Annotated in this window: 25 protein-coding genes and 2 pseudogenes; 18 read left to right on the top strand and 9 right to left on the bottom strand. The window is 69.8% G+C overall.

All coding sequences use genetic code 11. The features are described 5' to 3' along the window. Positions 1–3: 3 nt before the first annotated feature. Positions 4–2193, bottom strand: coding sequence for a SpoIIE family protein phosphatase (locus IO36_RS27230; RefSeq protein WP_425535554.1), 2190 nt, complete (start codon positions 2191–2193; stop codon positions 4–6). A 511-nt stretch (positions 2194–2704) separates the two neighbouring features. On the opposite strand from IO36_RS27230, the gene IO36_RS27235 reads away from it, so the two are divergent. The 9 genes and pseudogenes from IO36_RS27235 to IO36_RS48405 all read left to right on the top strand — a co-directional run. Then, positions 2705–3388, top strand: coding sequence for a HemK2/MTQ2 family protein methyltransferase (locus IO36_RS27235; protein WP_037623620.1), 684 nt, complete (start codon positions 2705–2707; stop codon positions 3386–3388). Further along, complete coding sequence (locus IO36_RS27240) at positions 3372–3584, top strand: CDGSH iron-sulfur domain-containing protein (RefSeq protein WP_037623621.1); 213 nt, start codon at positions 3372–3374, stop codon at positions 3582–3584. The genes IO36_RS27235 and IO36_RS27240 overlap by 17 nt, the downstream gene beginning before the upstream one ends. Continuing rightward, positions 3581–4606: an iron-containing redox enzyme family protein gene (locus IO36_RS27245; RefSeq protein ID WP_051900985.1), complete on the top strand. Its 1026-nt coding sequence runs from the start codon at positions 3581–3583 to the stop codon at positions 4604–4606. The genes IO36_RS27240 and IO36_RS27245 overlap by 4 nt, the downstream gene beginning before the upstream one ends. A gap of 519 nt (positions 4607–5125) precedes the next feature. Next, on the top strand, positions 5126–5701 hold the full coding sequence (locus IO36_RS48400) for an NADPH-dependent F420 reductase (RefSeq protein ID WP_037623622.1): 576 nt from the start codon (positions 5126–5128) through the stop codon (positions 5699–5701). Between the two features lie 203 nt (positions 5702–5904). Continuing rightward, positions 5905–6282: a hypothetical protein gene (locus IO36_RS27255; RefSeq protein WP_037623623.1), complete on the top strand. Its 378-nt coding sequence runs from the start codon at positions 5905–5907 to the stop codon at positions 6280–6282. Between the two features lie 31 nt (positions 6283–6313). Further along, complete coding sequence (locus tag IO36_RS27260; protein ID WP_245173506.1) at positions 6314–9046, top strand: vWA domain-containing protein; 2733 nt, start codon at positions 6314–6316, stop codon at positions 9044–9046. Continuing rightward, positions 9046–10461, top strand: a complete 1416-nt coding sequence (locus tag IO36_RS27265; RefSeq protein WP_037623625.1) for an extracellular solute-binding protein — start codon at positions 9046–9048, stop codon at positions 10459–10461. The genes IO36_RS27260 and IO36_RS27265 overlap by 1 nt, the downstream gene beginning before the upstream one ends. A gap of 565 nt (positions 10462–11026) precedes the next feature. Then, on the top strand, positions 11027–11680 hold the full coding sequence (locus IO36_RS27270) for a hypothetical protein (RefSeq protein ID WP_245173507.1): 654 nt from the start codon (positions 11027–11029) through the stop codon (positions 11678–11680). Positions 11681–11920: 240 nt separating this feature from the next. Next, positions 11921–12055: pseudogene (locus IO36_RS48405) on the top strand (IS110 family transposase); the annotation flags it as partial. On the opposite strand, the gene IO36_RS49220 reads toward IO36_RS48405, so the two are convergent. Next, positions 12036–12419, bottom strand: a complete 384-nt coding sequence (locus IO36_RS49220; protein ID WP_342455130.1) for an ANTAR domain-containing protein — start codon at positions 12417–12419, stop codon at positions 12036–12038. The pseudogene IO36_RS48405 and the gene IO36_RS49220 sit on opposite strands and share 20 nt — an antisense overlap. A gap of 649 nt (positions 12420–13068) precedes the next feature. Here IO36_RS49220 and IO36_RS27275 point away from each other — a divergent pair. Beyond that, positions 13069–13929: an RNA polymerase sigma factor SigF gene (locus IO36_RS27275; protein WP_037623627.1), complete on the top strand. Its 861-nt coding sequence runs from the start codon at positions 13069–13071 to the stop codon at positions 13927–13929. A gap of 117 nt (positions 13930–14046) precedes the next feature. Here the strand turns inward: IO36_RS27275 and IO36_RS27280 are convergent, their stop codons facing one another. Further along, positions 14047–14469: a PRC-barrel domain-containing protein gene (locus IO36_RS27280; RefSeq protein ID WP_051900986.1), complete on the bottom strand. Its 423-nt coding sequence runs from the start codon at positions 14467–14469 to the stop codon at positions 14047–14049. Between the two features lie 460 nt (positions 14470–14929). Continuing rightward, complete coding sequence (locus IO36_RS27285) at positions 14930–15298, bottom strand: STAS domain-containing protein (protein WP_037623628.1); 369 nt, start codon at positions 15296–15298, stop codon at positions 14930–14932. 226 nt (positions 15299–15524) lie between these two features. On the opposite strand from IO36_RS27285, the gene IO36_RS27290 reads away from it, so the two are divergent. Then, positions 15525–15920, top strand: coding sequence for an ATP-binding protein (locus IO36_RS27290; RefSeq protein ID WP_051900987.1), 396 nt, complete (start codon positions 15525–15527; stop codon positions 15918–15920). Continuing rightward, positions 15917–15997 (top strand): annotated as a pseudogene (locus tag IO36_RS46195) (PRC-barrel domain containing protein); the annotation flags it as partial. The gene IO36_RS27290 and the pseudogene IO36_RS46195, both read left to right, overlap by 4 nt. 129 nt (positions 15998–16126) lie before the next feature. On the opposite strand, the gene IO36_RS27295 reads toward IO36_RS46195, so the two are convergent. Then, positions 16127–16882, bottom strand: coding sequence for a diguanylate cyclase (locus tag IO36_RS27295; protein WP_342455131.1), 756 nt, complete (start codon positions 16880–16882; stop codon positions 16127–16129). A gap of 206 nt (positions 16883–17088) precedes the next feature. Here IO36_RS27295 and IO36_RS27300 point away from each other — a divergent pair, with 206 nt between their 5' ends. Then, positions 17089–17457 carry a DUF6479 family protein gene (locus tag IO36_RS27300; RefSeq protein ID WP_037623630.1) on the top strand — a complete coding sequence of 123 codons (369 nt, stop codon included), beginning with the start codon at positions 17089–17091 and terminating at the stop codon, positions 17455–17457. A 152-nt stretch (positions 17458–17609) separates the two neighbouring features. Then, complete coding sequence (locus IO36_RS27305; RefSeq protein ID WP_245173508.1) at positions 17610–18626, top strand: SDR family NAD(P)-dependent oxidoreductase; 1017 nt, start codon at positions 17610–17612, stop codon at positions 18624–18626. A gap of 237 nt (positions 18627–18863) precedes the next feature. On the opposite strand, the gene dps is transcribed toward IO36_RS27305, so the two are convergent. Beyond that, complete coding sequence (gene dps / locus IO36_RS27310; protein ID WP_037623632.1) at positions 18864–19424, bottom strand: DNA starvation/stationary phase protection protein Dps; 561 nt, start codon at positions 19422–19424, stop codon at positions 18864–18866. Positions 19425–19669: 245 nt separating this feature from the next. Here dps and IO36_RS27315 point away from each other — a divergent pair, with 245 nt between their 5' ends. Further along, positions 19670–20938 (top strand): PP2C family protein-serine/threonine phosphatase, encoded by a 1269-nt coding sequence (locus IO36_RS27315; protein WP_245173510.1) that lies wholly within the window; start codon positions 19670–19672, stop codon positions 20936–20938. 24 nt (positions 20939–20962) lie between these two features. On the opposite strand, the gene IO36_RS27320 is transcribed toward IO36_RS27315, so the two are convergent. Beyond that, entirely contained in the window at positions 20963–21217 is a 255-nt protein-coding gene (locus tag IO36_RS27320) for a DUF5133 domain-containing protein (RefSeq protein WP_037623633.1), read from the bottom strand. A gap of 175 nt (positions 21218–21392) precedes the next feature. Next, positions 21393–21659 (bottom strand): DUF6479 family protein, encoded by a 267-nt coding sequence (locus IO36_RS27325; RefSeq protein WP_037623634.1) that lies wholly within the window; start codon positions 21657–21659, stop codon positions 21393–21395. Between the two features lie 122 nt (positions 21660–21781). Here IO36_RS27325 and IO36_RS27330 point away from each other — a divergent pair, with 122 nt between their 5' ends. Further along, a complete protein-coding gene (locus tag IO36_RS27330) occupies positions 21782–22255 on the top strand; it encodes an SRPBCC family protein (RefSeq protein ID WP_037623635.1) in 474 nt (157 codons plus the stop codon). Positions 22256–22300: 45 nt separating this feature from the next. Beyond that, on the top strand, positions 22301–23917 hold the full coding sequence (locus IO36_RS27335; protein ID WP_209441274.1) for a phytoene desaturase family protein: 1617 nt from the start codon (positions 22301–22303) through the stop codon (positions 23915–23917). 15 nt (positions 23918–23932) lie between these two features. Here IO36_RS27335 and IO36_RS49020 read toward each other — a convergent pair whose 3' ends face one another. Then, entirely contained in the window at positions 23933–24061 is a 129-nt protein-coding gene (locus IO36_RS49020) for a hypothetical protein (protein ID WP_280923758.1), read from the bottom strand. A gap of 660 nt (positions 24062–24721) precedes the next feature. Here IO36_RS49020 and IO36_RS27340 point away from each other — a divergent pair. Further along, positions 24722–25075: a PRC-barrel domain-containing protein gene (locus IO36_RS27340; RefSeq protein ID WP_037623636.1), complete on the top strand. Its 354-nt coding sequence runs from the start codon at positions 24722–24724 to the stop codon at positions 25073–25075. The last annotated feature ends 179 nt before the right edge of the window (positions 25076–25254 follow it).

Consider the following 25254-nt stretch of genomic DNA (forward strand, 5'->3'; position numbering starts at 1 on the left):
GTCTCACTCCTCGTCGGTCTTGATCAGCAGCACCGCGATGTCGTCGGTCGGCAGGCCGTGGGGCCAGGAGTGGTGGATGAGTTTGTCGACGAGCCGGTCCAGGCGGGACCCGCCCGCGAGCAGCTGGGCGAGGCCGCTGGTCATCCGGTCCAGGTCGGTGCCGGGCACCTCGACCAGGCCGTCGGTGTACAGGCCGAGGGTCGTTCCCGGGGTCATCGGGACGGTGGTGATCGGGTACGGCAGCTCGACGCCGACGCCGAGCAACGGCCCGGGGTCGATCTCCAGGACACGGGCCCGCTGCCCCGGCCGGTGCAGCAGGGGTGGCAGGTGGCCCGCGCTGGCCAGGCTGATCCGACGGTGGGCGAGGTCGAGGTGCGCGTACAGACAGGAGACGAGGAGGTCGGGTTCCAGGTCGGCGAGGACGCGGTTGGTGCGGGCGAGCACTTCGTCGGGCCGGGCGCCCGCGGTGGCGTGGACGGCGGTACGGACCTGTCCCATGAGGGCGGCGGCCGCCATGTTGTGGCCCTGCACATCTCCGATGACGGCCGCCGCGTTCGCGTGGTCGAGCCGGATCAGGTCGTAGAAGTCGCCGCCGATGTCCATGCCGTGACCGGCCGGGTGGTAGCGGGCCGCCCACTTCAGGCCGGCGATCGTGGGCAGGCTCCGCGGGAGGAGCGTCTGCTGGAGGGTATGGGCCAGGGCGTGCTTGGCGTCGTAGAGCCGGGCCCGGTCGAGGGCCTGGGCGACGAGGCCGCCCAGCGAGGTGAGGACCGCCCGGTCCTCCGCCGTGAAGGTGTGGGGGCGGGCGTAGGTGAGGATGCAGCAGCCGACGGGGCGGGCGTCGCTGAGGAGCGGGAGGAAGACCCAGGCCTGTTTGCCGCTGATCCGGGGTGCGGTCGGGTAGTTCCGGGCGAGTTCCTCGGGGTCGGCGAAGAACAGGGGGTTCCCGCTGATCAGCGCCTCGCCGGCGGGGGTGACGCTGGTGTCCACGGGCAGACCGTCGAGGCGCTCGATGGTCTCGGGGTCGTAGCCGTGGTGACCGACGATCTTCAGGCGTCCGGCGTCGGCCGCGGACAGGACCATGCCGTCGGCTCCGAACGCGGGCAGGATCTGGACGGCGATCAGGTCCACCACGTCCTGTACGCCGACCACGTCCGTCAGGGCGGCCGCCAGGTGCACCAGCTGATAGAGCCGGCCCACGGACGCCCTGGGCGAGGCGGCCCCGGGGGGTGCGGCAGTCCCGGAGGCGGTGTCCGGCCGACCGTTCCGGGGCGTGACGCGCACGCTGATGCCGCTGGAATCGGGATACAGCGCGATGTCGAGCCAGGTGTCGGGCGGCCGCCGGACGGTGAAGGAGACGGCCTCGCGGCTGATGAGCGCCGTGCGGTAGTGGTCCTCCACGAGGACCTGGTCCATCCAGGGCAGGGACTGCCAGGGCCGCGTGCCCAGGAGCCGGCCGACGCGGGAGCCGAGGAGGGAGGCGGCCCGGTCGGTGAGGAAGGTGATCCTGCCCTCCAGATCGAGGGCCACGAAGCCTTCCGGGAGCCTTGCCATGAGGTCGGCGGGCGCGTGGGCGGACAAGGAGGAGCTCTCCGAGGCACCGTCCACGGACATCATGTGGGGCTCGTCCGGCGGGACGAACGCCCTGCCCGATGCGTCGAGCACCCGGGCCACGCGCCGGCCGAGAGCCGCGAGATTGCCCCGCTCCCTGGGTGAGGCCCGGCCGGAATGACCGGCGGGCCAGATCAGGAACAGCGCTCCCCAATGACGCCCGCGGCCGGTGAGCGGTGCCGCGGCAAGGGTGAAGCGGTAGGGCAGCGCCGCCGCGGTCTGCGGATAGGACAGGGCCATCTCCTCCTGCGAGCCGACCCAGACCACACGGTCCTCGCGGAACGCGTCGCCCACGGGGACGGCCGCCGTGACGGGCACCTGCCGCCAGGACACCGCGACGTCGCCGGGCAGCCCGCACCCCACCGTCAGGCCCAGAAGTCGTCTGGACTCGTCCACGAGATAGATCCCGCCGCCCGACGCGCCGGTGCGACGGACAGCGACCGCGAGCGCTTCCTCCAGCGGCTCGACTCCGGCCGACTTCCCGGCGGGACCCGTCGTCCGCGGACGGACGCGCCCTCCGGGACCGCTCGGCTCCCCCGCACCGTCCGGCGCCGTGGCATCCACGCGGTCCAGCTCCTCCACGCGGTCCGGCTCCTCCACTCCGTCCGGCTCCGGGAGCGGCGTCGGCCTTCTCGGATCGGTCGGCACAGCGGCGAGCCTCCTCCTGCCAAGTTTGACGCTCGGGCTTCAGCTGCCCCGGCACCCCCACGGGCCGGCGCGACACGCCTACGGCTCTACCCGTCCGGCCACCACGTTCCCGCGATGTCCTTTCGCACCTCGGGGCGCGGTCGCTGTTCCGTCTGCTCCAGTCCGCGACGACTCGACTCGGACTTCCTGTCGGGCTTCTTGTGCACCGTCACTCGACGCATCTTCCTACCTCCTGCTCCTACACAAGTTCCGCAATTTAACCTTTTTAGGCGCATTACGTACTTAATCCTTCATTCCACCCTCCGTTTCCTCGTACGGTCCTGTCCACCCGTCTCCCGCACACCGCTGTTACATGAGCTGCCCAGGGGTACCCGTGGGACCTCGTCGACCGGCCCACGGCCGGTCGCATCCCACCCTCCGCATCACCTGCGGAAAGGAGTCCGCGATGACCACCGGGTCCATCACCGCGGCGGCCCCCGTCCGGTTCCGTCACTGGATCCCGCCGGGTGTCTACCGCCCGCAGACGGACACCGGACTGCTGAGACGGGCGCTCCGCCGGGAGCCGATCTCCGGCCGCACCGAGGTCCTGGACCTCGGCACCGGCAGCGGCGCGCTCGCCGTCGAGGCGGCGCGCATGGGAGCACGGGTGACGGCGGTGGACATCTCCTGGCGAGCGCTGGCCGCCGCGTGGTGCAACGGGCTGCTGAACGGGCAACGCGTGCGGGTACGCCACGGAGACCTGGCGTCCGCCGTGCCGGGCCGGCGGTTCGACCTGGTGGTCACCAACCCGCCGTACGTACCCGCCCCCGGCGGTGCTCCGCCCCGGGGCAGCGCCCGCGCGTGGGACGCCGGTGCGGACGGCCGTCTCCTGATCGACCGGATCTGCGCGGCGGCGCCGACCGTACTGCGTCCGTACGGTCGGCTGTTGATGGTGCACTCACACCTCAGCGGCGTCGAGGAGACCCTCGCCCGGCTGCGCGACGGCGGCCTCCGGGCGCAGGTCGTCGAACGGACGCGGCTGCCCTTCGGTCCCGTCCTGCGCTCCCGGCTCGGCTGGCTGCGCGAGCGGGGGCTGTTGGCCGGCCGCACGAACGAGGAGCTGGTGGTGATCCGTGCCGAACACGCCTGAACACCCGCGCCGCGTCCGCGTCCAGCGCGACGGACCACTCCTGGTCGAGGGACCGGTCGAAGTCGTCGGAGAGAACGGCGAGTCGGCGGTGTCACGGCGCTTCGTGGTGGCGATCTGCACCTGCCGCCGCACGCGGACCCCGCCCTGGTGCGACACCAGTCACCGCCGCCGCGCGAAGCCGGACACCACGTCATGACGGGCGTACCACTGCCGCAGCCGCGCGGCCCGTTGTCGGCCGCGGTCCTCGCCGCGCTCGCCGGGTCCGACGCCCCGTTCCCGGCCGTCCCCGCCGACGCCTACGGCGACGACCTCCAGCTCGCCCTGTACGTCCTCTACGAACTCCACTACCGCGGCTTCGACGGCGTACCGGACGACCGTGAGTGGGACCCACGACTCCTCACCCTGCGCGCCGCGTTGGAGGACCGCTTCCTCAGGGCTCTGCGCGCCGACGTACCGATCGACCCGTCCGACACCGCTCAGCGCGCGCTGGACGAGCTCCAGCTCGAACCGGTCGGCGAGGTCGACGGCAGCGTCTCCCACTTCCTGCGTGACCACGGCACGCTCGAACACGCCCGGGAATACGCGGCGTTGCGCTCGCTCTACCACCTCAAGGAGGCCGATCCGCACGCCTGGGTGATCCCCCGGCTGCGCGGGCGGGCCAAGGCGGGCATGGTGGCGGTGGAGTTCGACGAGTTCGGCGCGGGCCGCGCGGACGAGATCCACGCCCGGCTGTTCGCCGACCTGATGACGGACCTGGGCCTGGACACGTCGTACGGGCGCTATCTGGACGCCGCGCCCGCGCCGGCACTGGCCACCGTGAACCTCATGTCCCTCTTCGGCCTGCACCGCGCCCTGCGCGGAGCGCTCGTGGGCCACTTCGCGACCGTCGAGGTGACCTCCTCCCCCGCCTCCCGCCGTCTCGCCCAGGCGCTGGAGCGCATGGACGCCGGTCCCGCCGCCGTCCGCTTCTACACCGAGCACGTCGAGGCGGACGCGGTGCACGAACAGGTGGTACGGCACGAGGTCGTCGCCGGACTCCTGGCCGACGAGCCGTGGCTGGAGTCAGACGTGGTGTTCGGGATCCGGACCACCGGCCACCTGGAGGACCGCCTGGCGGCACCGCTGCTGACGGCCTGGCGCGAGGGCGGGTCCGCGCTCGGGGGCATCGGCCTGGAGACCGGACCGAAGCACCTCAGTACGTCACCTGATCCGAACTGAAGATCCCACGTCCGTCAGTTGGCGGTCGTGGTCTCCCAGGGATGTCCGAGAGGGACGTCGAAGCTGGGCCGGCTCGGTGAGCAGCGGCCGCGGGAGTTCCACCGCGTGACCGGACACCAACGGGGGGGGCGGAAGATCATTCACGGAATCACGGTCAGAGCCTTGAAATTGACCACCCCCTGCTCAGAGGTGACCCCACAACTGCTCAGCGGATTTCCCCATCCTCAGGGCGCCTCACCTGCCGACGGACTCCGTGAACCGTCACGCGTGAACCAGCGCCAGGAACGCCGCATCCTCGTTCCTCTCCCACCGGCAGCCCCTCGCAGGGCCCACGGACGCGTCGGCGCGTCCCTTCAGCTCCGTGCAGTACCCACTCGGTCCGCGGAGCAGGTATCTCTCGTCCGTGATGCCACGCTTCTTTTTCGTATGGCTCCGACGCCGCCTGCACGGCCCTGGGCAGTGGCACCCCTCGGAACTCCTGGTTCTACTTGTAGGGCGACCTTTGGAAGGAGTCTCGTCGTGACGCACATCTCGATCGTTGGCAAGGGCAACATGGGACAGGCCATCTCCGGCGTCCTGACCAAGGGCGGCAACACGGTGGAGCTGCTGGGAAGCGGTGACGCGGACAAGCCGCTCAGCGGTGAGATCGTGATTCTGGCCGTGCCGTTCCCGGCCGTCGACCAGGTGCTCGGCCAGCGCGCCGGACAGTTCGACGGAAAGATCGTCGTCGATATTTCCAACCCGGTGGACTTCGAGACTTTCGACGGGCTCGCAGTGCCCGCCGACTCCTCCGCCACCGCGGAGATCGCCCGCAAGCTCCCGAACGCTCGCGTGATCAAGGCGTTCAACACCAATTTCGCCGCCACCCTGGCCTCCGGCAGCGTTGGCGCCCTGGAGACCACAGTGTCCATCGCCGGCGACGACACAAATGCCAAGAGCGCCCTGGCCGATCTTGTCACCGCCGGCGGCCTGAAGGCGATAGACGCCGGGGCCCTCAAGCGCGCCCGGGAGCTGGAAGCCCTCGGATTCCTGCAGATCACCCTGGCTGCGGCCGAGAAGATCTCCTGGACAGGCGGCTTCGGCATCGCGGGCTGACCCGAACGATCACCATCGCACCGCGGGAGCCGCCCAGCTATTGCAGGGCTTCCTGCGACTACTCCGGCTTCGGAGACCGGAGGGCAACAGCACGGTCGTTCCGCTGAAGCAGCTACCCGAGCAGCGAGACGGGTTCGTATCCACGGGCTCTGAACGTGCGCACCCCTCCCTCGGCGCCAACAGCCATGCCATGATGATGAGTTATGACTGAGGGGGAGGATGTGCCCACCCGTGCGATCCGGGTCCGGCTGGACGCCACCGCGAATCAGAGCGACATCGGCGCTCTGAAGAAGTGGCTGGAGCGAGAGAAGCCGCTGGAGGACCTGGTCCGAAACGGGGATCTGCGGATCCAGGAGAGCGCCGGAACCGACGAGCAGGGCACAGACGAACACGGCACGCCCATGGGTGCCGGCATCGAGATCCTCATGCTGCTCTCCGGGGCGGCCGCGCAGACCTTGTTCGACACTGTGCTGAGGCAGGTGGGAAGGGGCGTCAAAGCCTGGTACGAAAACCGCCGTTCCGTGGAGAGCGGCGATCCGCCCGACTACGACGTCGACCCGGTGAACCTCGACGAGACGTAGACCGGTGCTTCGCTTCGACCCGCGTGGAGAGGTGAACCGGGCACTGCTGATCGGCGTGTCCGCGTACGACTCCACACGGCCGAACGACCCGCACGGCGTCCCCGGCGCCCTCGCTGCCGTGGCATACAACCTCCCTGTCCTGGAAGAGGCGTTGCTGCACAGTGGCGTCTTCCGCAAGGGAGAGATCGTCGTCTCCCGGTCGCCGTACCTGGACGCGTTCAGCGAGTCGCTGCGCACCGCCGCCGACGAGGCCGAAGGACTGCTCCTCTTCTATTTCGCGGGTCACGGGGCCGTGCCCAGCGCGGGCGACGAACTCTGGCTGCAGATGCGAAACGCGCGCGTCGTACCGGGCAGCCGAGCTGTCTTCCCGGGCGCCGACCCGTTTTCCAGCGTGCTGACCGTGCTCGCCACGAGCCGGGCCCGGCACGTGGTCATCGTCCTCGACTGCTGCAACGCGGGCAACGCCGCCCAGGTGTGCGAGGCGCTCGCCGACCGGCGTCGTTTCTCCGTGCTGATGAGCGTGCAGGCGAACAACCGGATCGACACGGGGAACGACAGGACGCCCACGCCGTTCACGGCCCGCCTTGCGCGGCTGCTGGAAGAGGGCATCGACAACCGGGACACCGACTTCTCGTTCCACGATCTGTCGGAGGCTCTCAAAGCGCACATGCGCACCCACCACCGGACCCTGCGCAACGAGCCGTGGGAGCCGCAGCGTTGGGGAGACACCGACCTCCTCCTCGCCGACCCCTCCCGCGGGGAACCGACCGCTCCCTCGGCTACGGTCCCGCAGCCTCCGCCGACTTCCGTGACACCGCCGCGGGACGCCTCGAAGACGGCAGCCGACAGGTCGGCGGAGTCCGGCGGCGACCGGGATCAGTGGTCCGGTTCGCCACAACCCGGGCAGCCTCGGCAACCAGACCTACCGGCGGAGGTGAGCGGAGGCACCGGTGGACTGCCCTGGTGGCACAACCTGTTCACCCGGCTTCGTTCCTGGGCCCTGGCCGTGCCGGCGGCCGCCGCCCGGGTGCTGATGTGGCTGCGGTGCAGGCCCGGCCACGCGGCGGTCGCCGCGGCCCTCGTCACAGCCGCGGGCATCGGCGGCTACCTGGCCCTGGCCGGCACCGGCTCCGACCAGCCGCCCTGCGGCCCGCCCCTCGAACTGCGGCTGCTCACCGACCCTGACATCGAATCCACCGTGCGCAAGGCCGCGGACGCTTACCTGACGTCCACACCGAACACCACACACCTTGGCTGCCGGCGCAGCGGCATCACGGTGTACAGCGCGGGCTCGGCACAGGCCGCGGCGGGCTTCCACGACCAGTCCGACCCCTGGCAGCGCCCTGTCAGCGACGACCTCGACCCCCAACGCGACATCGGCCCGCAACCGGACATCTGGATTCCGGCATCCTCCGGGAGCGTGGCCCGGGCACAACCGGTGGAGCCGCCCCGGAAGTACCTTGCACTGGAACCCGACAGCCCGTTCGCCTACTCCCCGATGGTGCTGTCCGTGCCGCAGAACATCGCCGAGGCCTCGGTGGGCGACCGGACGGGACATCCGCTCACCACACTCAGGGAGCTTCTCACCCGACAGCAGAAAGGCGCCGACGTGCGGCGCCCGGACCCCGAGTACACGGATTCCGCACTGCTGGCGACCATCGGCCTGTACGGCACCGGCGCGAGCGGGGTGAGTGAAGCCGAAGCAAGCGTGGCGCAGTCGGGACCGCCCTCGCTCACGGGCTCCGATCTGCTGTGCACGCTGCCGGACGACAGCAGCACCGACAGCCGCACCGCCGCTCTCGTCCCCGAGTTCCTGATGGTCAGCGGTGTCGACTGCGACCGGACGACGCGCAGCCGGCGGATGGCCGAGTACCCCACAAACGTGCCGGCCCTCGACCCCACCTTCGTCCGCGTGCGCTGGCAGGACGCCGACCGCGACCGAGCGGCTCGCGACGAGGCTGTCAGTCGCTTCCAAGTCTGGCTCACTCAAGGCGGTGGCACCGCCGGGAAGCCCGTCGGCGGTCTGGACATCTTCGGCGAAGACGGCTTCCGCAGGGTGTCAGGCGCTCATGACTTCCTTGCCACGCCCGAAACGGACACCGGGACCCTCGCCCACCCCGGACGGCTGCCCGGCCCCGCCGATGCCCACACGATGGCCTCAGCCCTGCGGAACTACCGGAACGCCAACGGCCCCGGCCAGGTTCTGTTCCTGCTCGACAGCTCCGGTTCGATGGGTGATCTCTGGGAGGGGCCGGGCGGTGCCCCCGGCATCCTCAAGCAGTCGCTCGCAGGCCTCGGCGACCAGGACGAGTACGGCGTCTGGTCCGTGACCTCGGGCGGCGGCCGAACGTCGGACGTGCTGCTGCCCTTCGGCCGCCACCGGCGGGCGGACGCCGAGAAGACGATCGACGAGAAGGCAGCGGTCCGTGACGCCGAATCCGACCCGGACGGCGCGCTGAGGGCCGCCATGAAGTTCATGGCCGGGCGGGGCAAGGACGACGAGCACCCTCAGCTGATCGTGTACGTCACCGACGACGAGGACAACAATCATTTCACCGGCAAAGGACTGGACGTTCTCTCCGACTCGGTGAAGAGAACGGGGATTCCGGTGCTCATGGCAGCCCTGGACAGCGGCGGTTGCGACCGAGGCAAGCCGGACGCGCGCATCTCCGAGGCGAGCGGCGGACGCTGCCTGGACACCAAGGGCGACCTCGTGGCGGGCCTGCGGGACGAGGTAGCCCGAACCGGAACGGGGGACGAGTGATGCGATCACGGACACCGGCCCTGCGATGGGTACTGGCCGCGCTGCTCACGGCCTGCACCGCCTGCACCGGCGACAGCGCCCCCACGCCGTCCGGTACCACGGCCGTTCCCGACAGCTCCGGGGACATCGTCGTGGCCAGCGGGCGGGACGTCACAGGCAAGGGCGGCATCCGCCAACAGCTCATCGACACGTGGAACGCGCGACAGGACCGGCTGCACACGGGCCGCCACGCGCGCCTCGTGGAACTTCCGGGCTCGGCGGACGAACAGCGCAGCCAGCTCCTCGGGGCGCTGCAGTCCGACAGCGCGCAGTACGACGTCATCAACCTCGACGTCACCTGGGTACCGGAGTTCGCCGAGGCGGGGCTGATCCGCCCGCTGCCCATGGGCATGGTGGACGCGGACGTCATCCCGTCGGTGGCCGCCACCGCCCGGTGGAACGGAGAGGTCTACGCGGTCCCGTTCAACAGCGATGTCGGGCTGCTCTACTACCGCACCGACTACCTGAAGAAGGCGGGAGTCCAGAACACCGACCTGAGCAAGGGCCTGGACTGGGCGAGGCTGAAGGAGCTGATCGACACGCTCGACGAGTCGAGCGGCAAGGACAGGCCGAGAGGCTACGAGAAGGGCTGGACCGCACAGTTCGGCGCGTACGAGGGCCGCACGGTCAACGGTGTGGAAGCATTCGAGTCCGCCCAGGACACCGTCACCCTCACCGACGACCAGGGCCGCTACACCGCCTCGGTGCAGGATCTGGAGAACGGCCTCGCGGAACTGCGCGGCCGCACCCAAGGCCCGTACCTCCTCAAGGACGCCCTCCACTCCGACGAGGACGAGTCGCTCACCGACTTCACGAACGGCCGGACGGCGTTCCTGCGGCATTGGCCGTACGCCTACCGCACCTTGCACCAGTCCCTGGGCGGCACGCAGCTGGGCGTGGCACCGCTGCCCGGCAAGGCGGTACTCGGCGGGCAGAACCTCGCGCTGACCCGGTCGTCCGGGCAGCAGCCCGGGGCGCGTGACCTGATCGGGTTCCTGACCGGCGCAGAGAGCGAACGGTGTCTGCTCGACGCGGGGTTCGCCGCCACACGCACGTCCGCCTACCTGAACGACGACGTCACCTGCGGCTCCGAGACGCCCTCCGCGGCCGCGAGTGCCAGCGCATCCCCCTCGCTGGCGGGCGAGAGCACCGACCGGATGCCACGCGACACCCGCGGACGACCCCGGTACGCCCCTGACATCCTTCTCCCGGCACTCACCGACGCCGTGTCCCGACCGCGCACCCCTCTCTACGGAGCGTTCACCCAGACCTTCGCCACCGAGCTCGGCAAGCTCTTCACCAACGACCCGCCGAGCGACAGCGAACTCGCCGAGGAGCTGGACAAGTCACTCCGCCATGTCCTGCCCGCCGGCTGAGCCCCGCACCGAAGCTTCACGGGGTCGGACAGGTCGAGCCGGACCTCCGTCGCTCTGGTCACAGGACTGGGCGAGCTGCGCAACGGAGTCCGGGTGAGTGCCTGTGACGCTCTCATCGCAATGGGGGCAGATGGGGAACGCTCCCGCTGAGACCCCCAAAAGCGTGGCCATGCGTGTCTGTGCAGGTGACTGGCCGTCACGGACTGGGCCGGCGGCTACAGGCCACGTCCATTCGTGGTGTGGCAGGTAGAACGGCTTATCGATGCGAACGGTTTCCGAGACCGTTCCACTAAAGAGCCAATCGCGGCATATGCCAGCGCGTCGTGACATCTGTAGTTACGGAGAGTGTTTGGGTGACATGAAGTAGACAGGGACCTGGCTCAGGTTCTTGTTCTGCGCTCCGATCAATCCCAAGGAATAGGAGCAGGACGTGGAAGCTCTCTTTGGCGTGAAGCGGAAAATCGCGCTGGGAGTCACAGCACTGGCCGCGATCGCTGTCTCGGCTGTCCCAGGGTCAGCAACGCCCTCCGCAGCCGGAAACCAGGCCGGCTCGGATCATTGGGGCGTGATCACCCGCAACACGATCGGCTCGCCTGTCGCCGCCCTGAGGAACGGCCCGTTCGGGTCCTTCGGCGTCACCGGCCCCTCCGCGAGGCCGCCCTACGGAACGGGCAGCCTCGGCATCGAGGTGGCGGACAACTCCACCTCCCTCACTCCGCCCAGTGAGAAGGTCGACTTCGGCAACGAGGTCGACTTCTACGGCAACCCGGTACTGGGACTGAACAAGGTCGGTTTCCACGTCTTCCAGACCGGTGAGAACACCTCTCACGGCGGTCCGGGGAACATGCCGAACATCAAGTTCGAGATCAACCCGAACCTCACCGCAGCCCCGGCCACCACCTACTCCTCGATGGTGTGGCTGCCGCCCGCCGCCCCCGTGACCGACCGCTGGAGCCCCTACCTGGACGCCACTACGACCGGCCAGTGGTTCCTCACAGGCAATGCGGGCACCACGACCGGCTGCAACCAGAGCACTCCGTGCACCTTCACCCAGTTGAAGACCGCTCTCAACGACGGCGGCCCGGCTCCCACCATCTACACCGCCGCCGTGGGCAAGGGACGCGACAACCTGTGGGCCGGCGCCGTCGACGGCCTGCGCATCAACCAGAACATCTACGACTTCGAGGCCCACGGAGTCAGAACTCTCCGGGCCAACTGAACGGCTCGGCGACCGCGAAGTTGCCGGCGCGTCCGTGGCGGAGTGAAGGGTGGCGGGGCCGCCGCCCGGGCATGGTCCCAAGGGTGCCGGAGAGGCGATCAAAGCCACCAAGAGTTCGACCCTCACTGCGGATCTACTCGATGTGAACCGACCCAGGGGCCTCACTGCGGTCAACGGCACGCGGTTCCGGCTCGGCCGCCCACCGACGGACATCCGAGCCGGACCGTGCCTCCCGATGTGCAACTGCGCAGAGCACCGAAGCTGAGCCGACCGAGGTTCGCCGCTCTGCACGACCCCGCCTCCCGCAGCTACGACGACCGCTGCCGAGCCCGGGGCGAGCCCCACGCGCAGGGCCCTATTCAGCCACTGGCCCGACCGGGCGAGCCACGCGTGACTGGCGGCGGATGGCTTCCTCAAGGGCGATACGGATGCCGAGGTTCAGTTCACCGCTGGCCACCCAGGCCGAGAGGAGTTCGGCTATGCGGCGCAGTGGGATGTGGGCACGCTGGGAGACTTCTCCCAGAACAGGTCGCGCCTCGTCTGCGCGCAGACGGCCGAGAGCCATCACAATCCCCACAGCCTGTTCTACCGTTTGAGACACACCGTCCTGCTCTTGTCTGTTCACCTTGTCTAACAAAGGCACGACCTCGCCCCCTCGCGGTAGCTGCGGGTTGGGGGGCGCCGCGGGGTCGTCGGTGTGGTGGTCTCGGTCTGGACCAGAGCGCAGCGGCTCAGCCACCCGCTACCTCCTTTTCATGGTGAGCCGCCCGAACTCTTTCCCCACGGTTGTCTCGCTCCGTGAAGATCAACGACGCGTCGCCGCTACATGGCTCCGTATGAACTGTAGAAAAAGAATCGGTCTGCCCTCGCCTGGCTTGTTCGTCGGACGCAGGCGCACCAGCGAACGTCCTGAGGCAGTCGCACCGGCGGGTGCCCGCCCAGGGGCGGCGCCAAACTCCAGTCCTGGGGAATCGGGGTTCGCCGGGCGCGTACCGCTCGACGTCGCCCAGGCAGGGCTTCCGAGGCCGCAAAGATTGCACGAGGGTCTCCGTGCAGAGGGGCAGCAACCCCGTGGCACCGTCGGCGAAAGCCCCGGACCCTCAGCGGATCGGCCAGCACGGCCTGGAAATCGTCACCGCCCTCGCCCTGGCCGTGACAGTCGAGCCCACCATGGTCGGAACGCATCACTGCCGACATCGACCTTGCCGCCGCAGCGTAGCGAACCGTTTCTCCAACACAGGACACCTGGCGCGGCCCTGGCGCGCATGCCGTACGGCACCGACTGCTCGAGCCTGACACGCATGCTGTTTTCGAGGTGGGGTACGCAGCACTGGCCGGGCTTGGCAGCCGGTACCGACGGGGGTCGGACGATTGGGGAGGGACTCGCCATGCCGGCGACCACGACGACGCACAAGGAGACCGCCGCCGAAGCGGCGGAGATCGCGGCACTGCCGGACATCGCGAATCCAGCAGCAGTCACGCCCAAAGACGCCCGGGAGTTGACCCGGCTCTTCCTGAACCAGCTCGCCGTTCTCGAAGAGGGCACCCATGAGTACCACTACGCGCGCAACACCCTCATCGAGATGAACGTCTCCCTGGTCAGGTTCGCCGCATCCCGCTTCCGCAACCGCGGCAGCGGGGAGATGGATGATGTCGTCCAGGTCGGCACGATCGGACTGATCAAGGCCATCGACCGGTTCGACCTCACCCGAGAAGTCGAGTTCACCTCCTTCGCCATCCCTTACATCGTCGGTGAGATCAAACGCTTCTTCCGCGACACCTCCTGGGCCGTCCACGTCCCGCGCCGACTGCAGGAAGCACGTGTGGAACTCGCGAAGGCAACGGAGGAGCTGCGCAGCCGTCTCGGCCGTACCCCCAGCGTCCAGGAACTCTCGCAGCTCATGAACCTGACCGAAGAGCAGGTGGACGAAGCCCGTCTGGCCTCCAACGGCTATGTCTCCTCATCCCTCGACGCGGCCATCAGCGCTGACAGCGAAGGCGAGGCAGCGCTCGCCGACTTCATCGGCGCCGACGACCACGCTCTCGAACTCGTCGAAGACTTCCAGGCCCTCGCCCCCATGATCGCGTCCCTCGACGAGCGCGAACGCCGCATCATCCACATGCGGTTCGTCGACGAATGCACCCAAGCCCAGATCGGCGAACACCTCGGTATCTCCCAGATGCACGTCTCCCGCCTCCTGGGCCGCACCCTCACCAAACTCCGAGCAGGCATGCTCACCACCCAGTAGGAACAGCTCCCCACACCGTGCAGTACGAACCCGTCCGCCGCTGGAAGGCGCCAGTACTCGGCCGTGAGCTCCAGTCTGCGCTCGCATCCCCGCCTCGCCGACAACACTCCACAATGATCAAGGAGTGTCGCGACAAGGATCAGCTCCAGGGTCGCATCTTGGCTCCGGCGGATGATCGCTGAGTTTTTTGGTGAGGACCTGCTGCCAGCCACGTCCTCCGCTCCGGGCGATGCCGTAGTGCTCGTAGAGGCGGTGCTCCTCGTCCACCACAAGAAAGCCACCGGCGTCGACGTCGACGTAGGGCGCGTCGTCGACGGTGGCCCTGGTGTAGGGAACCTCTAGGTGGCCACACACCACGGTCGCCCCGCGAGCGGGCACGAGGGACTCGCCGGCCCCGACGAGACCGGTCTCGACGCTGACCCATTCAGGCTCGCCGCTCGCATCGTCGAGGAAGAGCTGTCTGGTCTCGCCAAGTCTGATTCCGTTGGTGTCATACACCGGGTGGTCCAACACGCCGGCAATCTGCCTCTGAGTGATCATCTCGCCTCCGACCTCTCTTGGCCTTAATTCGTGTAACCGGCAGGAAACTACACAAACAAGACCATGAGCGCCTATAACGCTTATTCGGGTGATCCATGGTGATGGCGCGGGCCCCTGCCAGCACTCCGATCGGCGGACTTCACCGGCGGCACCGGCCGTCACTCCGGCACCACGCTGGGCGTCGGCGCCAGTGCATCGACGTGCGTGGTCGATCGCCGGCAGGCCCGTCTCCGCGACGACTGGGGCAATCGGACGGCTCGTGAGAGAGCCGGCCCAGACGGTCACGACCTAGAGCCGAAGTACCAGGTGGAGTCTCCCGCGGGAAACAGAACCGGCATCATGGGCGGGCCGTCCGGCGTCCCGACGCAGCAGCCCTGTCGCGAGACTTGCCCGGCTGGTGACAGCCGAGCGCTCGCGGTCGAGGGCCAGTTTCGGCGCAGCGAGGTGATGGTGGGCCCGGTCAGGTCGTGAGGGCCTGGGCGAGGGTCGGGTAGCAGGGGATGATCGTGTCGAGGCCGACGATTTCGACGACCCGTTGGACCGGCCCACTCAGGGCCGCCATCCGGAGCCGGCCGCCCGCCGCGCTGGCGTCACGGTTCGCCGCGACCAGGACGTTGATGGCACTGGAGTCCATGAAAGTTACCGCGCCCAGGTCCAGTACCGTCAGCGCCGACGCGCTCTCCTCCCCCAAGCGCAGTGCCTGGCGCAGTGTGCCGACGTTGTCGGCATCGAGTGCGCCGGCCACGGCCAGGACACGGGTTCCGTCAACGGTGGTCTGCGTGATCGACAGGCGCGCAGGTGGTCCCGCCGGATGGTGAATGTCTGCCACGCGCCCTTCAGCAAGTCTCGTCGCGCACGGTCATCGCCTTCGAGGTGAAGGCCCCTCAAGAACCGCATCCTACGGACAATGTGTCTCTGTGGCTGTGCCACAGGTAACGTCCCGGAGGGTGCGTGGGCGGTGCCGGGCGGGGTACACGGCGAGAACGTGGAAGCGGGCGGAGATGGATCGATCATCCAAGGACACCACAGGCAAGCAAGTGGAGGCACCTTCGTCAATGAAGGCCTACCTGTCCGTGGACGTGGACGGCTCCCCTATCGCGCAGGCCCGCCACCTCGCCGTGTCCTTCCTCTCCACGGTGCGCGACACACACGACATCCCGGTGACAGACTCGACCGTGGAGATCGTCCAGCTGATCGTGAGCGAACTGGTCACCAACGCACGCAAATACGCGCCCGGCCCGGCCCTCCTGGAACTGCACGTCACCGGCAGCACCCTGCGCATAGAGCTGTGGGACAGCAACCCCCTGCCTCCCTCCGTGAAAGCCCCCGACCCCGGGCGGATCGGACAACACGGCCTGGAGATCGTCACCGCCCTCGCCCAGAGCATCACCATCGAGGCGACGCCGCCCGGCAAACGCATCGTCGCCACCGTCGTACTCGCCAAGGCATGACAGCCCCAGAGGTCGAGGCGACCGACGGCAGCATCGGCAAGGTCGACAAGCACTCGGACGACGTCAACTCCGCCTACCAGAACCACCGCCGCATCTGACCCTCAACAGCAGCCAGGAACGGGCCCGCGGAACTCCGCGGGCCCCGCTTCTCATGCCACAGGCCGCGCCCCAACCTGGTCCTGCGGATAGGCAGTTGTGCGGCCCCTTCACCTTCTCATGCCCCCCTTCAAAGGCCCCTCCCGAAGACGAGCGCCACCAAGGACACAGCCGGCCCGACGCTCCTCACCCCTGCTGCCCTGCCACCTCTCACGCATGTATGGGCGTGTCCTCGTCGACGTCGCGGCGGGCCCGGACGCAGCGAGCCATCTCCTCGGCGTACGGCAGGGCGACGCAGAGGCCGACTCCCGCGGCGATCGCCGTGAGGTAACCGGCCGACAGCGGCCCGTCCTTGGGCACCAGCTTCCAGTCGGGCGGCCACCGCTCCGGAACGCCCGGCGCACCTGGTCCCGGTGCAGGCAGGCCGTGAACGCCGCCGCCGTCACGGGCAGCACCTCCAGGAAGCTGTGGATGTGCTGCTCGACGGGACGCACCTCGCGCTTGTGGGTGGCCAGCGAGACCTCCCACAGCACGGTGGCTCCGTGCGCCAGGGCCGCGCTGCCCATCAGGGACAGGACGAGCGGATTGATCTTGGCGGTGAGGCCCGCGACGACCGGGATGCCCGCCTCGGTCATCATCAGGGCGTGCACGGCGGACTCCCGGACCCCGCTGGTGTGCTCGATGTCCGAGCGGCAGTGCATCACCCAGTCCGCGACGGCGGGAACGAGCCACAGGAGCAGGACGCCGTTGAGCCGGAAGGGGCGACTGGCATTCCCGACGTCGTCGGCGCCGTAGGGGATGCGCAGCGGCGGCCGGGAACGCCAGCGCCGCCAGCGGGTGGGTGTCGATGCGCGGTGCGGCCTCATGGATTCCCTTCCTGGCCGGAACACCGAGCGCCGGGCCGGGTATCCGGAAGGGCGCGAACGGAACGACGAGCCGCGCGTTTTCCGTCGGCCTGGCCTTGGTGTCGTCCCGGACGACGCCCGTTGTTTCCCCGAGCGACGTCCATGTGCCACGGTCTTTCAGGAGCTGTCCGGCAGTTGACCATCGCGAGGGTGGGTACCCGGTCGCCATGAATCACGGATACTGGGACATCGCGCTCTCGAACGTCGCGTACGGCACGATCGGGGCCCTCGTGGGCGGGCTCGTGATAGCGGGGGGTCTGATCTGGGCCGTACCCCTGGGAATTCGCATGCGCCGAGGCGAGCCCGCGCCGCCCAAGGCCCATGAGCAACCGTCGCTTCCCGAATCGGGGCCGGTGCGCGAGACCTCGGAGATCAGGGAGCCGAACGAGGTGCCCCGGGCCGCGAACGAGGGCGAACGCCTGACTCCGCACCAGCTCGGCGGCCCCGGCAGCAAGCGCAGCGACCGGCAGGACCGTCCGCGCTGGGACTCCGGTTCCAGTGGCTCGTTCGACAGCGGCGGGTCCGGCAGGGCCTGAGCCGAGCGCGGTTCCCGCCGGACCTGAGCCCAGCGGAGTTCCCGCCCGACCCGAGCCGAGCGGAGTTCCCGCCGGACCTGAGGCGAGCGCGCCCCACCTGGCGTCCGACGCGCCCCACCCCACATCCGAAGCGTTCCAGCGAGGTGATGACAGTGGCACCGACTTCACGCCGGTCGGATCTGGACGGTCTTTCCGCACTCGTCACGGGTGGCTCCCGAGGGCTGGGGCTGCTGCTGGCCGCACGACTGGCCCGGCGCGGCTGCCGGGTCACCGTCGCGGGCCGCGACGAGGAAGAACTGCGCCGCGCCGCATGGATCGAGGAGAAGACCGGCACCGCCGTGGCCACCGCCGTGTGCGACGTCCGGGACCGGCGCGCCGTGGAGTCGGCCGTCAGGCATGCGGCCGACCGGCACGGCGGGCTGGACATCGTCGTCGCCAACGCGGGCGTCATCCAGGTGGCGCCCGTGGCCTCGCTCGACAGCGGGGCCTTCGAGGACGCCATGGCCACCATCTTCGGCGGCACGGTGAACACGGCGATGGCGGCGCTCACCCGGCTGCGCGCGAGCGGGGCCGGGGGCCGGCTGTGCCTCATCGGTTCCGTCGGCGGTCAGCTCGCCGTTCCGCATCTGCTGCCCTACTCGTGTGCCAAGGCCGCCGTGGGGGCGCTCGGCGAGGGGCTGCGGGCCGAGACGGCGGGCGGAAATCTGAGCGTGACGACGGTCCATCCAGGGCTCATGCGCACCGGTTCGCACCTTCAGGCCGAGTTCGGCGGACGGTCCTCGGAGGAGTTCGCCTGGTTCTCCGCCCTGTCGGGGGCACCGGTGGTCTCGATGGACGCCGACCGCGCGGCGGAGCGCGTCGTACGGGCTCTGGAGAAGCGCCGGACCCGCCTGGTCCTCACCCCCGCGGCACGCGCGGCGGGGGTGGCGCACGGGGTGGCGCCGCGCGTGGTGACCCGGCTCAGTGGGTTCGCGGCCCGGCTTCTGCCCCCACCCCCGGAAGGGGACCCTCCCGTCGGCGGGGCGGGGCACGATATCGAGCAGGGGCACGGCATCGACCGTGCCGCCTCGACCTGGACGGAGAGGATCCGCCGGCTGGGCAGTGCCCTCAACGACCGGGCGGCGCAACGCTACAACCAGCGGGTTCCCGGACCGCCGACCAGCGCTTGAGCCGGTTCCCGGACCGCCGACCAGCGCTTGAGCCGGTTCCCGGACCGCCGACCAGCGCTTGAGCCGGTTCCCGGACGGCCGAACATCGCCTGAGCGACGGGCGGAACGTCAGGGAGCTCACGGACAAGAGCGGCGCGGGCAGCGGCACGGACAGGGCGGTGCACGCACGAGGCGTGCACCGCCCTGACACAGCGACCGAGTTCGTCCGGCGGGCGCCCGGGGACGCGGCCGGGGACGTCAGCGGTCCGCGGCCTTCCGGGCGGCCGCCGCCTCGGTGGGGGCGTCGGCCGTGCTGAGCGTGCCCCCCGCGGTCTCCAGGTGCGCCCGTACGAACCACTGGAACTGCTCGAGATCACGCAGCTGCTCGATGAGCAGGTCCTCGGTGGCCGGATCGGTCTCCCCCGCCGTCCGCACCGCGGCGCGCAGATCCTCGATGAGCCCTGTGTACACGACGTCGAGCGCGCCGAGATGGGCGATGGCGTCGGCGCGGCCGACGCTGTAGTCCTTCCACGAGCGCTGCTCGACCAGCACGCCGGGAGTGCCGTAGGCGACACCTCCCAGCGCGGCGAGGCGTTCGGCGACGTCGTCCGCCATGGCCCGGACGCGGTCGACCTGCGGGTCGAGCATCTCGTGCACGGCGATGAAATGGGGGCCCACCACGTTCCAGTGGACGTGCTTGAGCGTGAGGTGGAGATCGTTGAGCGAGTTCAGCCGCTGCTGCAGCATCTCGATGAGCGAGGCGGCGTCCTGCACGGCGAGACCCGGGACGGTGTAGCGGGGCGTGGAGTCGGAAGCCACGAAATATCTCCAATCTGCTCTTTTCCAGGGGGCACCGCCTCCGGTACCCGCCGTCGACGGACACAAGCCGGCCTCGGACCATGGAAATCGTCGGGACCACCGCCGCACGGTCCGTGGACCGATGCGGCGGCACCCCCGGCCGGATCGGTTCGAACGAGCGGACCGGACATCCCGGGTCGCTCCCGGGGCACTCGTCGGGTGGACGGCCGGAACCCAGTCGTCCTGGTCAGGAAGGGAGGCCCGGGATGACACAGCGCGACGACGGCATGCTGTCGATGTTGAGGGGGCTGCTGGTCAGCAGCCACGTGATGTCCTTCGAGCGCCTGCCCTCCCAGGTCGCCGAACACGCTTCGGAGGCCGGCTTCGACGACGTACGGATCTATCTCGGCGACCTGCAGCGGGACGTGCTGCGCCTGCTCACGGGCAGGGGACCGGATGCCGCGCAGGACACGGGCGAGACGCCGGCCGAGATTCCGGTCGAGGGAACGGTCGCCGGTCGCGCCTACCAGTACGGGCACATCATCGCCGTCGCGGGCGGCCGGACCGGCGCACACGACTGGTGGGTACCCCTCCTGGACGGCACCGAGCGACTCGGCGTGCTGCGCGTGACGAGCACCGTGGACGACGACCAGTGCCACCAGGACATGCTCACGCTGGCGTCGCTGGTGGCCATGCTGGTCGTCAGCAGCAGGGGAACCAGCGACTCCCACGCCCGCCTCACCCGGGTCAAGGCGATGAACGTCGCCGCCGAGATGCAATGGACCCTGATGCCGCCGCGGACCTACGCGGACGACCGGGTCATCATCAGCGCGGTGCTGGAACCCGCCTACGAGGTGGGCGGCGACGCCTACGACTACGCGATTGCCGGCGACACCGTGCACTTCTCGGTCTTCGACGCCATGGGCCACGACACCTCCGCGGGTCTCACCGCCAACCTCGCCGTGGCGGCCTGCCGCAACCACCGCCGGCAGGGCACTCCCCTGGACCATCTCGGTGACCGCATCGAGAGCGTTCTGCTGGGGCAGTTCGGCCACAGCCGCTACGTGACCGGCGTCCTCGCCGACCTGAACACCACCAGCGGCATCCTGACCTGGATCAACCGCGGCCACCCGCCGCCGATCGTGATCCGCGGCGGACGCTGGTCGACCCTGCTGAAGTGCCCGCCGTCCCATCCCATGGGCACCGACCTCGATCTGCCCACGACGCCCTGCCACGAGCAGTTGGAACCCGGCGACCGGCTCGTCCTCTACACCGACGGCATCACCGAAGCACGCGTCGGAGGCGAGGAGTTCGGCCTCGCCCAATTCATCGACTTCCTGGTCCGCCACCACAGCGACGGCCTCCCCGTCCCCGAGACCCTCCGCCGTGTGATCCGCGCGCTGCTGCAGCACCACGACCAGCAACTCCAGGACGACGCCACGATCCTGGTCTGTGAATGGCTCGGCCCCCAGGCACGAACCATCGCGACCGTCGCACCCCAAGCGGGCGTACCGCTTCCCTCGGCCGGGACGTGAGCGCACCTGGGATCGGGGCAGCGCTCAGGTGGCGGCCAACGGCCGGTCGGTTCCACGTTCCTTGGGGGCGGTGGAGATGCGGGCCGTGGCCGCGGACGGGGAGTCCAGGTAGACGCGCGCGGCGGCCAGCGCGTCGGTGACCTCGCGCGTGCCCATGGACACGCAGAGGGTGTACGCGAGGTCGCGGAGGCGCTCACCGGAGGGTTCCTCCTGCTCCGCGAGGAGGTCCTCGTACTTCCTCACGAGTGCGCGCAGTGTGGCGGGGTGCGGCATCAGCATGGGACCAGGCTCCTCGGGGCGTAGGTCCGTCGGCCGTACCCGCTCCGTTTCGGCAACGGACGGGAGGGGCCGACGCAGCGGGTGGGGGCGCCTCCGGTCCGAAGCACAGGCCCCGGTTTCCCCTGGGGCGGGGCCGCAAACACCGCGGTCAGTCGGGGCACGCAGGGCACTTCGGTCATCTGTGGGGATGCCCCTGTTCGGGGTCCTCGTCGGGCGTGCTCCACTCCTTGCCGTGCTGAGGGGGGTCCTCGATGGCCTTGCGCGCCTGCTCGACCTGCGCCGGTGACGGGGTCGACGCGGACTTGTGGCGCTCGGCGGTGCGTCTGTGGCCCAGGAGGAACGCCGCGAGGATCACGGCGATGACGACGACCCCCACGAGGAGCCACAGGCCCCCGGCCGTGGAGAAGGCCAGGACGAGGTGCGGTTGCGGTTCGGTAGCCATTCACGCCAAGTTCCCGAACCGGAAGATTTCAGTCGATCTCGTGCGCCTCTTCGCCGCGTGTGTGACTCGGCCGGCCATGGGAACGCGCTAAGGACGTGGCACTTCGACCTGCGGAGGCTCGCATGGCCGTACGGCATCGTCTGATCCGGAAACCCCCTGAAGCCGTCTGGGCCGTCCTGTCCGACGCCGAAGGCTTCGAGCACTGGGTGGTCGGCACGTCCCGCGTCCGGTCGGGCGAGGGGCGATGGCCGGAGCTCGGAGCGACCCTTCGGTACGAGATACGGATCGGCCCCCTCACCCTGCGCAACCGGACCATCGTGCGCCGCAGCGAAGCGGCCCGCGTACTGGAGCTGGAGGCCGACAGCGGAGCGCTCGGAACCGCGAGGATCGCGATGGAACTGCGGCCCTGGGGCGAGCACACCCTGCTCATCCTCGACGAGCACCCCCTCCGCGGCCCGGGAGGCGCCCTGCACAACGGTCTGCTGGACGCGGCCCAGCAACTGAGACACCGGGCGATGCTCCGGCGTCTGGCCCGGCTGTGCGAGGCGGGCGAAACCCCGTCCGGCGCACGCGTCGGGCCGCCGCGAAGCGCGTGAGCCGGCGCACCGCCACCCCACAACCGACCGAGCCGGGAGCACACCATGCCGGACGCCGTAGTGATCGGGGCAGGTCCCAACGGGCTGGTCGCGGCCAATGTCCTGGCCGACGCCGGCTGGAGCGTGGAGGTGCTGGAGGCCGAGGAGGCCCTGGGCGGCGCGGTGCGGCACGATCACGGAGTCGATCCCGATTTCACCAGCGACCTCTTCAGCGCGTTCTATCCGCTGGCCGCGGCCTCTCCCGTCCTCGCCGCGCTGCGACTGGAGGAGGAAGGGCTGGTGTGGAGCCACGCGCCCCAGGTCCTCGCCCACCCCTTGCCCGACGGCCGGTGCGCCGTGCTCAGCCGCCGGCTGGACGAGACCGCCCGGAGTCTGGAGGCCTTCGCACCGGGTGACGGGCGGGCGTGGAAGGAGCTCTGGCGGGTCTGGGACACCGTGCGGGCAGACATCCTCGACGCGCTGTTCACCCCCTTCCCGCCGGTACGCGCCGGAACCAGGCTGGCCCTGCGGCTGCGCGCGGCGGGAGGGCTGAGACTCGCCCGGACCATGGTGCTGCCGGTCCGGCGGCTGGGCGAGGAGGAATTCAGCGGAGAGGGAGGCCGGCTCCTGCTCGCGGGCAACGCCCTGCACGCCGACCTCGCCCCCGAGGCCGCGGGCAGCGGCGGCTTCGGGTGGATCATGTCCATGCTGGGCCAGACGTACGGCTTCCCCGTACCCGTCGGAGGATCCGGTGCGCTCACTGCCGCCCTGGCCCGTCGGCTGACGCGGCGCGGCGGCACCGTCCAGTGCGGGCAGCGTGTCACCGAGGTCGTCGTGCGCGAGGGCCGGGCGGTCGGCGTCCGCACGGCCGGCGGCCGCGCGGTCCCGGCGCGCGGCGCGGTCCTGGCCGACGTCTCCGCACCCGCCCTGTACGGATCCCTGGTGGCCGAGGAGCATCTGCCCCGAAGGCTGTTGGACGACCTCGGGCGCTTCCAGTGGGACTTCGCCACCTTCAAGGTCGACTGGGCCCTGAACGGCAAGGTGCCCTGGACCTGCGCCGAAGCGGCGGACGCGGGCACCGTCCACCTGGCCGACGGCGTCGACTCGCTCACCCGGTTCGCCTCCCAGATCGCCATGGGCCGCGTCCCCGACGAACCCTTCGCCCTCTTCGGCCAGATGACCACCGCCGACCCGAGTCGCTCGCCCCGCGGCACCGAGTCCGCCTGGGCCTACACGCACGTACCCCAGGCGGTTCGGGGGGACGCGGGAGACGACGGACTGACCGGCGCGTGGGACCGGCGGGAACAGGAAGCCTTCGCCGATCGCGTCGAGGCCCAAGTCGAGCGGTACGCCCCCGGCTTCCGCGGTCTCGTCCGCGCCCGGCGCATCCTCGCCCCGCCCACCCTGGAAAGTCTGGACGCCAACCTGCGGGGCGGTGCCATCAACGGCGGGACCACGGCGCTGCACCAGCAACTGATCTTCCGGCCCGGCCCCGGCACCGGCCGCCCGGAGACACCCGTCCCCCGCCTCTACCTCGCGTCGGCCTCCGCGCACCCGGGCGGCGGAGTGCATGGCGCACCCGGCGCCAACGCCGCGCGGGCGGCCCTGCGCCACCGTCGCACCGCCGCGTTCTCCCGCGTGCAGAACCTGCTGACCCACCGCGACCGCCGCGGCCGCCGATGAGCGGGCCCGCCCCGGCTATCCGTCCGCGCCGAGGATGCTGTAGATCAGCTGGTCCAGCATGAGGTACTGCGCCTCGGCCCCACGGGGGATCAGCCGGAGCGGGAAAGGTGGGCAGTCCTCGGAAATGATGACGGCACGGCGCATCAGACAGGCTAACGGAAATGGATTCGTCTCCCGCAGGGAAACCGAGATGAAGGGAGGCAAGGCAGCCTTTCGAGACGCCTGGTGGATTACAGGGGAAGCGGCCCGCATTTTCGGCCACAGCGCTTGTGGTCCCAAGCGCATCGCCTGAGTGCCCCCTTGTTCTCAGGGGAAACCCACTCATGCCGCCGGTCCGCGACTCGTTGGCCACGGACCGGGAAAACTGCGTGATTTCTAGTCCTCGCCTCTGACGACGTTCCCTTCGGCGCTCGGGCGCGTGAGGGGTGTGGTGGTCTCGTCGGCGATGGCGGCGACGCAGGTGCGCGCGCCTCTGGGCAGGCGACGTGCCTTCGCCCAGCCGGTCCTGGCCACTCGGAGGACGGGTTTCTCTGCGGTTCGCCTGGTCACGACGTCTCATCTTCTCTCGTGTCGCTGCTGTATTGAGTTGCCCGCCGTTGCGTCTTCAAACGTCACCGGTCATCGCTTCCGCGCGGCCGAAATGGATACCCGTCCCGCCGGGGACAGCAAAAAAGCAATGCATGGGTCCGAGTGAATCAGGGCACCCGGTCGTCCGAGGAGGCGTCGCCGAATTCGTTGACGCCAAAAAGGACTTCACGGCGCAGCCGTGGAGCGACAATGCAGCGCGAAAGGGAGCCGTTCCTCATGAGTGACAGCATCTGGGGTTACCAGCCGACCACCGGCCACATCGCCGGCACCGATCTGACCGGGTACAAGGTCGAGGCGACCGACGGCAGCATCGGAAAGGTCGACAAGCACTCGGACGACGTCGGCTCCGCCCATCTCGTCGTGGACACGGGCGTATGGATCTTCGGCAAGCACGTTCTGCTGCCTGCCGGGACCGTGCAGCGGATCGACGCCGACGAGCGGAAGATCTACGTCGCCCTGACCAAGGACCAGATCAAGGACTCCCCCGAGTTCGACAAGGACAAGCACGTCGGGGACGCCGGCTACCACGAGCAGATCGGCGGCTACTACGAGGGCAACCGGGGCTTCTGACCGCCCCGCCTCCCGTGACAGGGGCCCGCCGGAGACACTCCGGCGGGCCCCTTCTCAGGTGGAGGTGGTGGCGCGCGGCCTCTTCACGGGTGAAGGTGGTGGCACGTTCACCCGTGGATGTTCACGCGTGGACGTGCCGGCGCGGGGCGGGCGAGCACGCGAGAACGTGGAACAGGACG

Origin of the sequence: Streptomyces aureus (genome assembly GCF_000725495.1) — a bacterium.
Classification (GTDB): Bacteria; Actinomycetota; Actinomycetes; order Streptomycetales; family Streptomycetaceae; genus Streptomyces; species Streptomyces aureus_B.

What these genes read in the sequence shown, in the direction of transcription:
- IO36_RS27235 (WP_037623620.1), top strand. Translation starts at nt 2,705, where the DNA reads ATGACCACCGGGTCCATCACCGCGGCGGCCCCCGTCCGGTTCCGTCAC.
- IO36_RS27245 (WP_051900985.1), top strand. Translation starts at nt 3,581, where the DNA reads ATGACGGGCGTACCACTGCCGCAGCCGCGCGGCCCGTTGTCGGCCGCG.
- IO36_RS27255 (WP_037623623.1), top strand. Translation starts at nt 5,905, where the DNA reads ATGACTGAGGGGGAGGATGTGCCCACCCGTGCGATCCGGGTCCGGCTG.
- IO36_RS27265 (WP_037623625.1), top strand. Translation starts at nt 9,046, where the DNA reads ATGCGATCACGGACACCGGCCCTGCGATGGGTACTGGCCGCGCTGCTC.
- IO36_RS27275 (WP_037623627.1), top strand. Translation starts at nt 13,069, where the DNA reads ATGCCGGCGACCACGACGACGCACAAGGAGACCGCCGCCGAAGCGGCG.
- IO36_RS27280 (WP_051900986.1), bottom strand. Translation starts at nt 14,469, where the DNA reads ATGATCACTCAGAGGCAGATTGCCGGCGTGTTGGACCACCCGGTGTAT.
- IO36_RS27290 (WP_051900987.1), top strand. Translation starts at nt 15,525, where the DNA reads ATGAAGGCCTACCTGTCCGTGGACGTGGACGGCTCCCCTATCGCGCAG.
- IO36_RS27295 (WP_342455131.1), bottom strand. Translation starts at nt 16,882, where the DNA reads ATGAGGCCGCACCGCGCATCGACACCCACCCGCTGGCGGCGCTGGCGT.
- IO36_RS27300 (WP_037623630.1), top strand. Translation starts at nt 17,089, where the DNA reads ATGAATCACGGATACTGGGACATCGCGCTCTCGAACGTCGCGTACGGC.
- IO36_RS27315 (WP_245173510.1), top strand. Translation starts at nt 19,670, where the DNA reads ATGACACAGCGCGACGACGGCATGCTGTCGATGTTGAGGGGGCTGCTG.
- IO36_RS27320 (WP_037623633.1), bottom strand. Translation starts at nt 21,217, where the DNA reads ATGCTGATGCCGCACCCCGCCACACTGCGCGCACTCGTGAGGAAGTAC.
- IO36_RS27325 (WP_037623634.1), bottom strand. Translation starts at nt 21,659, where the DNA reads ATGGCTACCGAACCGCAACCGCACCTCGTCCTGGCCTTCTCCACGGCC.
- IO36_RS27330 (WP_037623635.1), top strand. Translation starts at nt 21,782, where the DNA reads ATGGCCGTACGGCATCGTCTGATCCGGAAACCCCCTGAAGCCGTCTGG.
- IO36_RS27335 (WP_209441274.1), top strand. Translation starts at nt 22,301, where the DNA reads ATGCCGGACGCCGTAGTGATCGGGGCAGGTCCCAACGGGCTGGTCGCG.
- IO36_RS49020 (WP_280923758.1), bottom strand. Translation starts at nt 24,061, where the DNA reads ATGCGCCGTGCCGTCATCATTTCCGAGGACTGCCCACCTTTCCCGCTC.
- IO36_RS27340 (WP_037623636.1), top strand. Translation starts at nt 24,722, where the DNA reads ATGAGTGACAGCATCTGGGGTTACCAGCCGACCACCGGCCACATCGCC.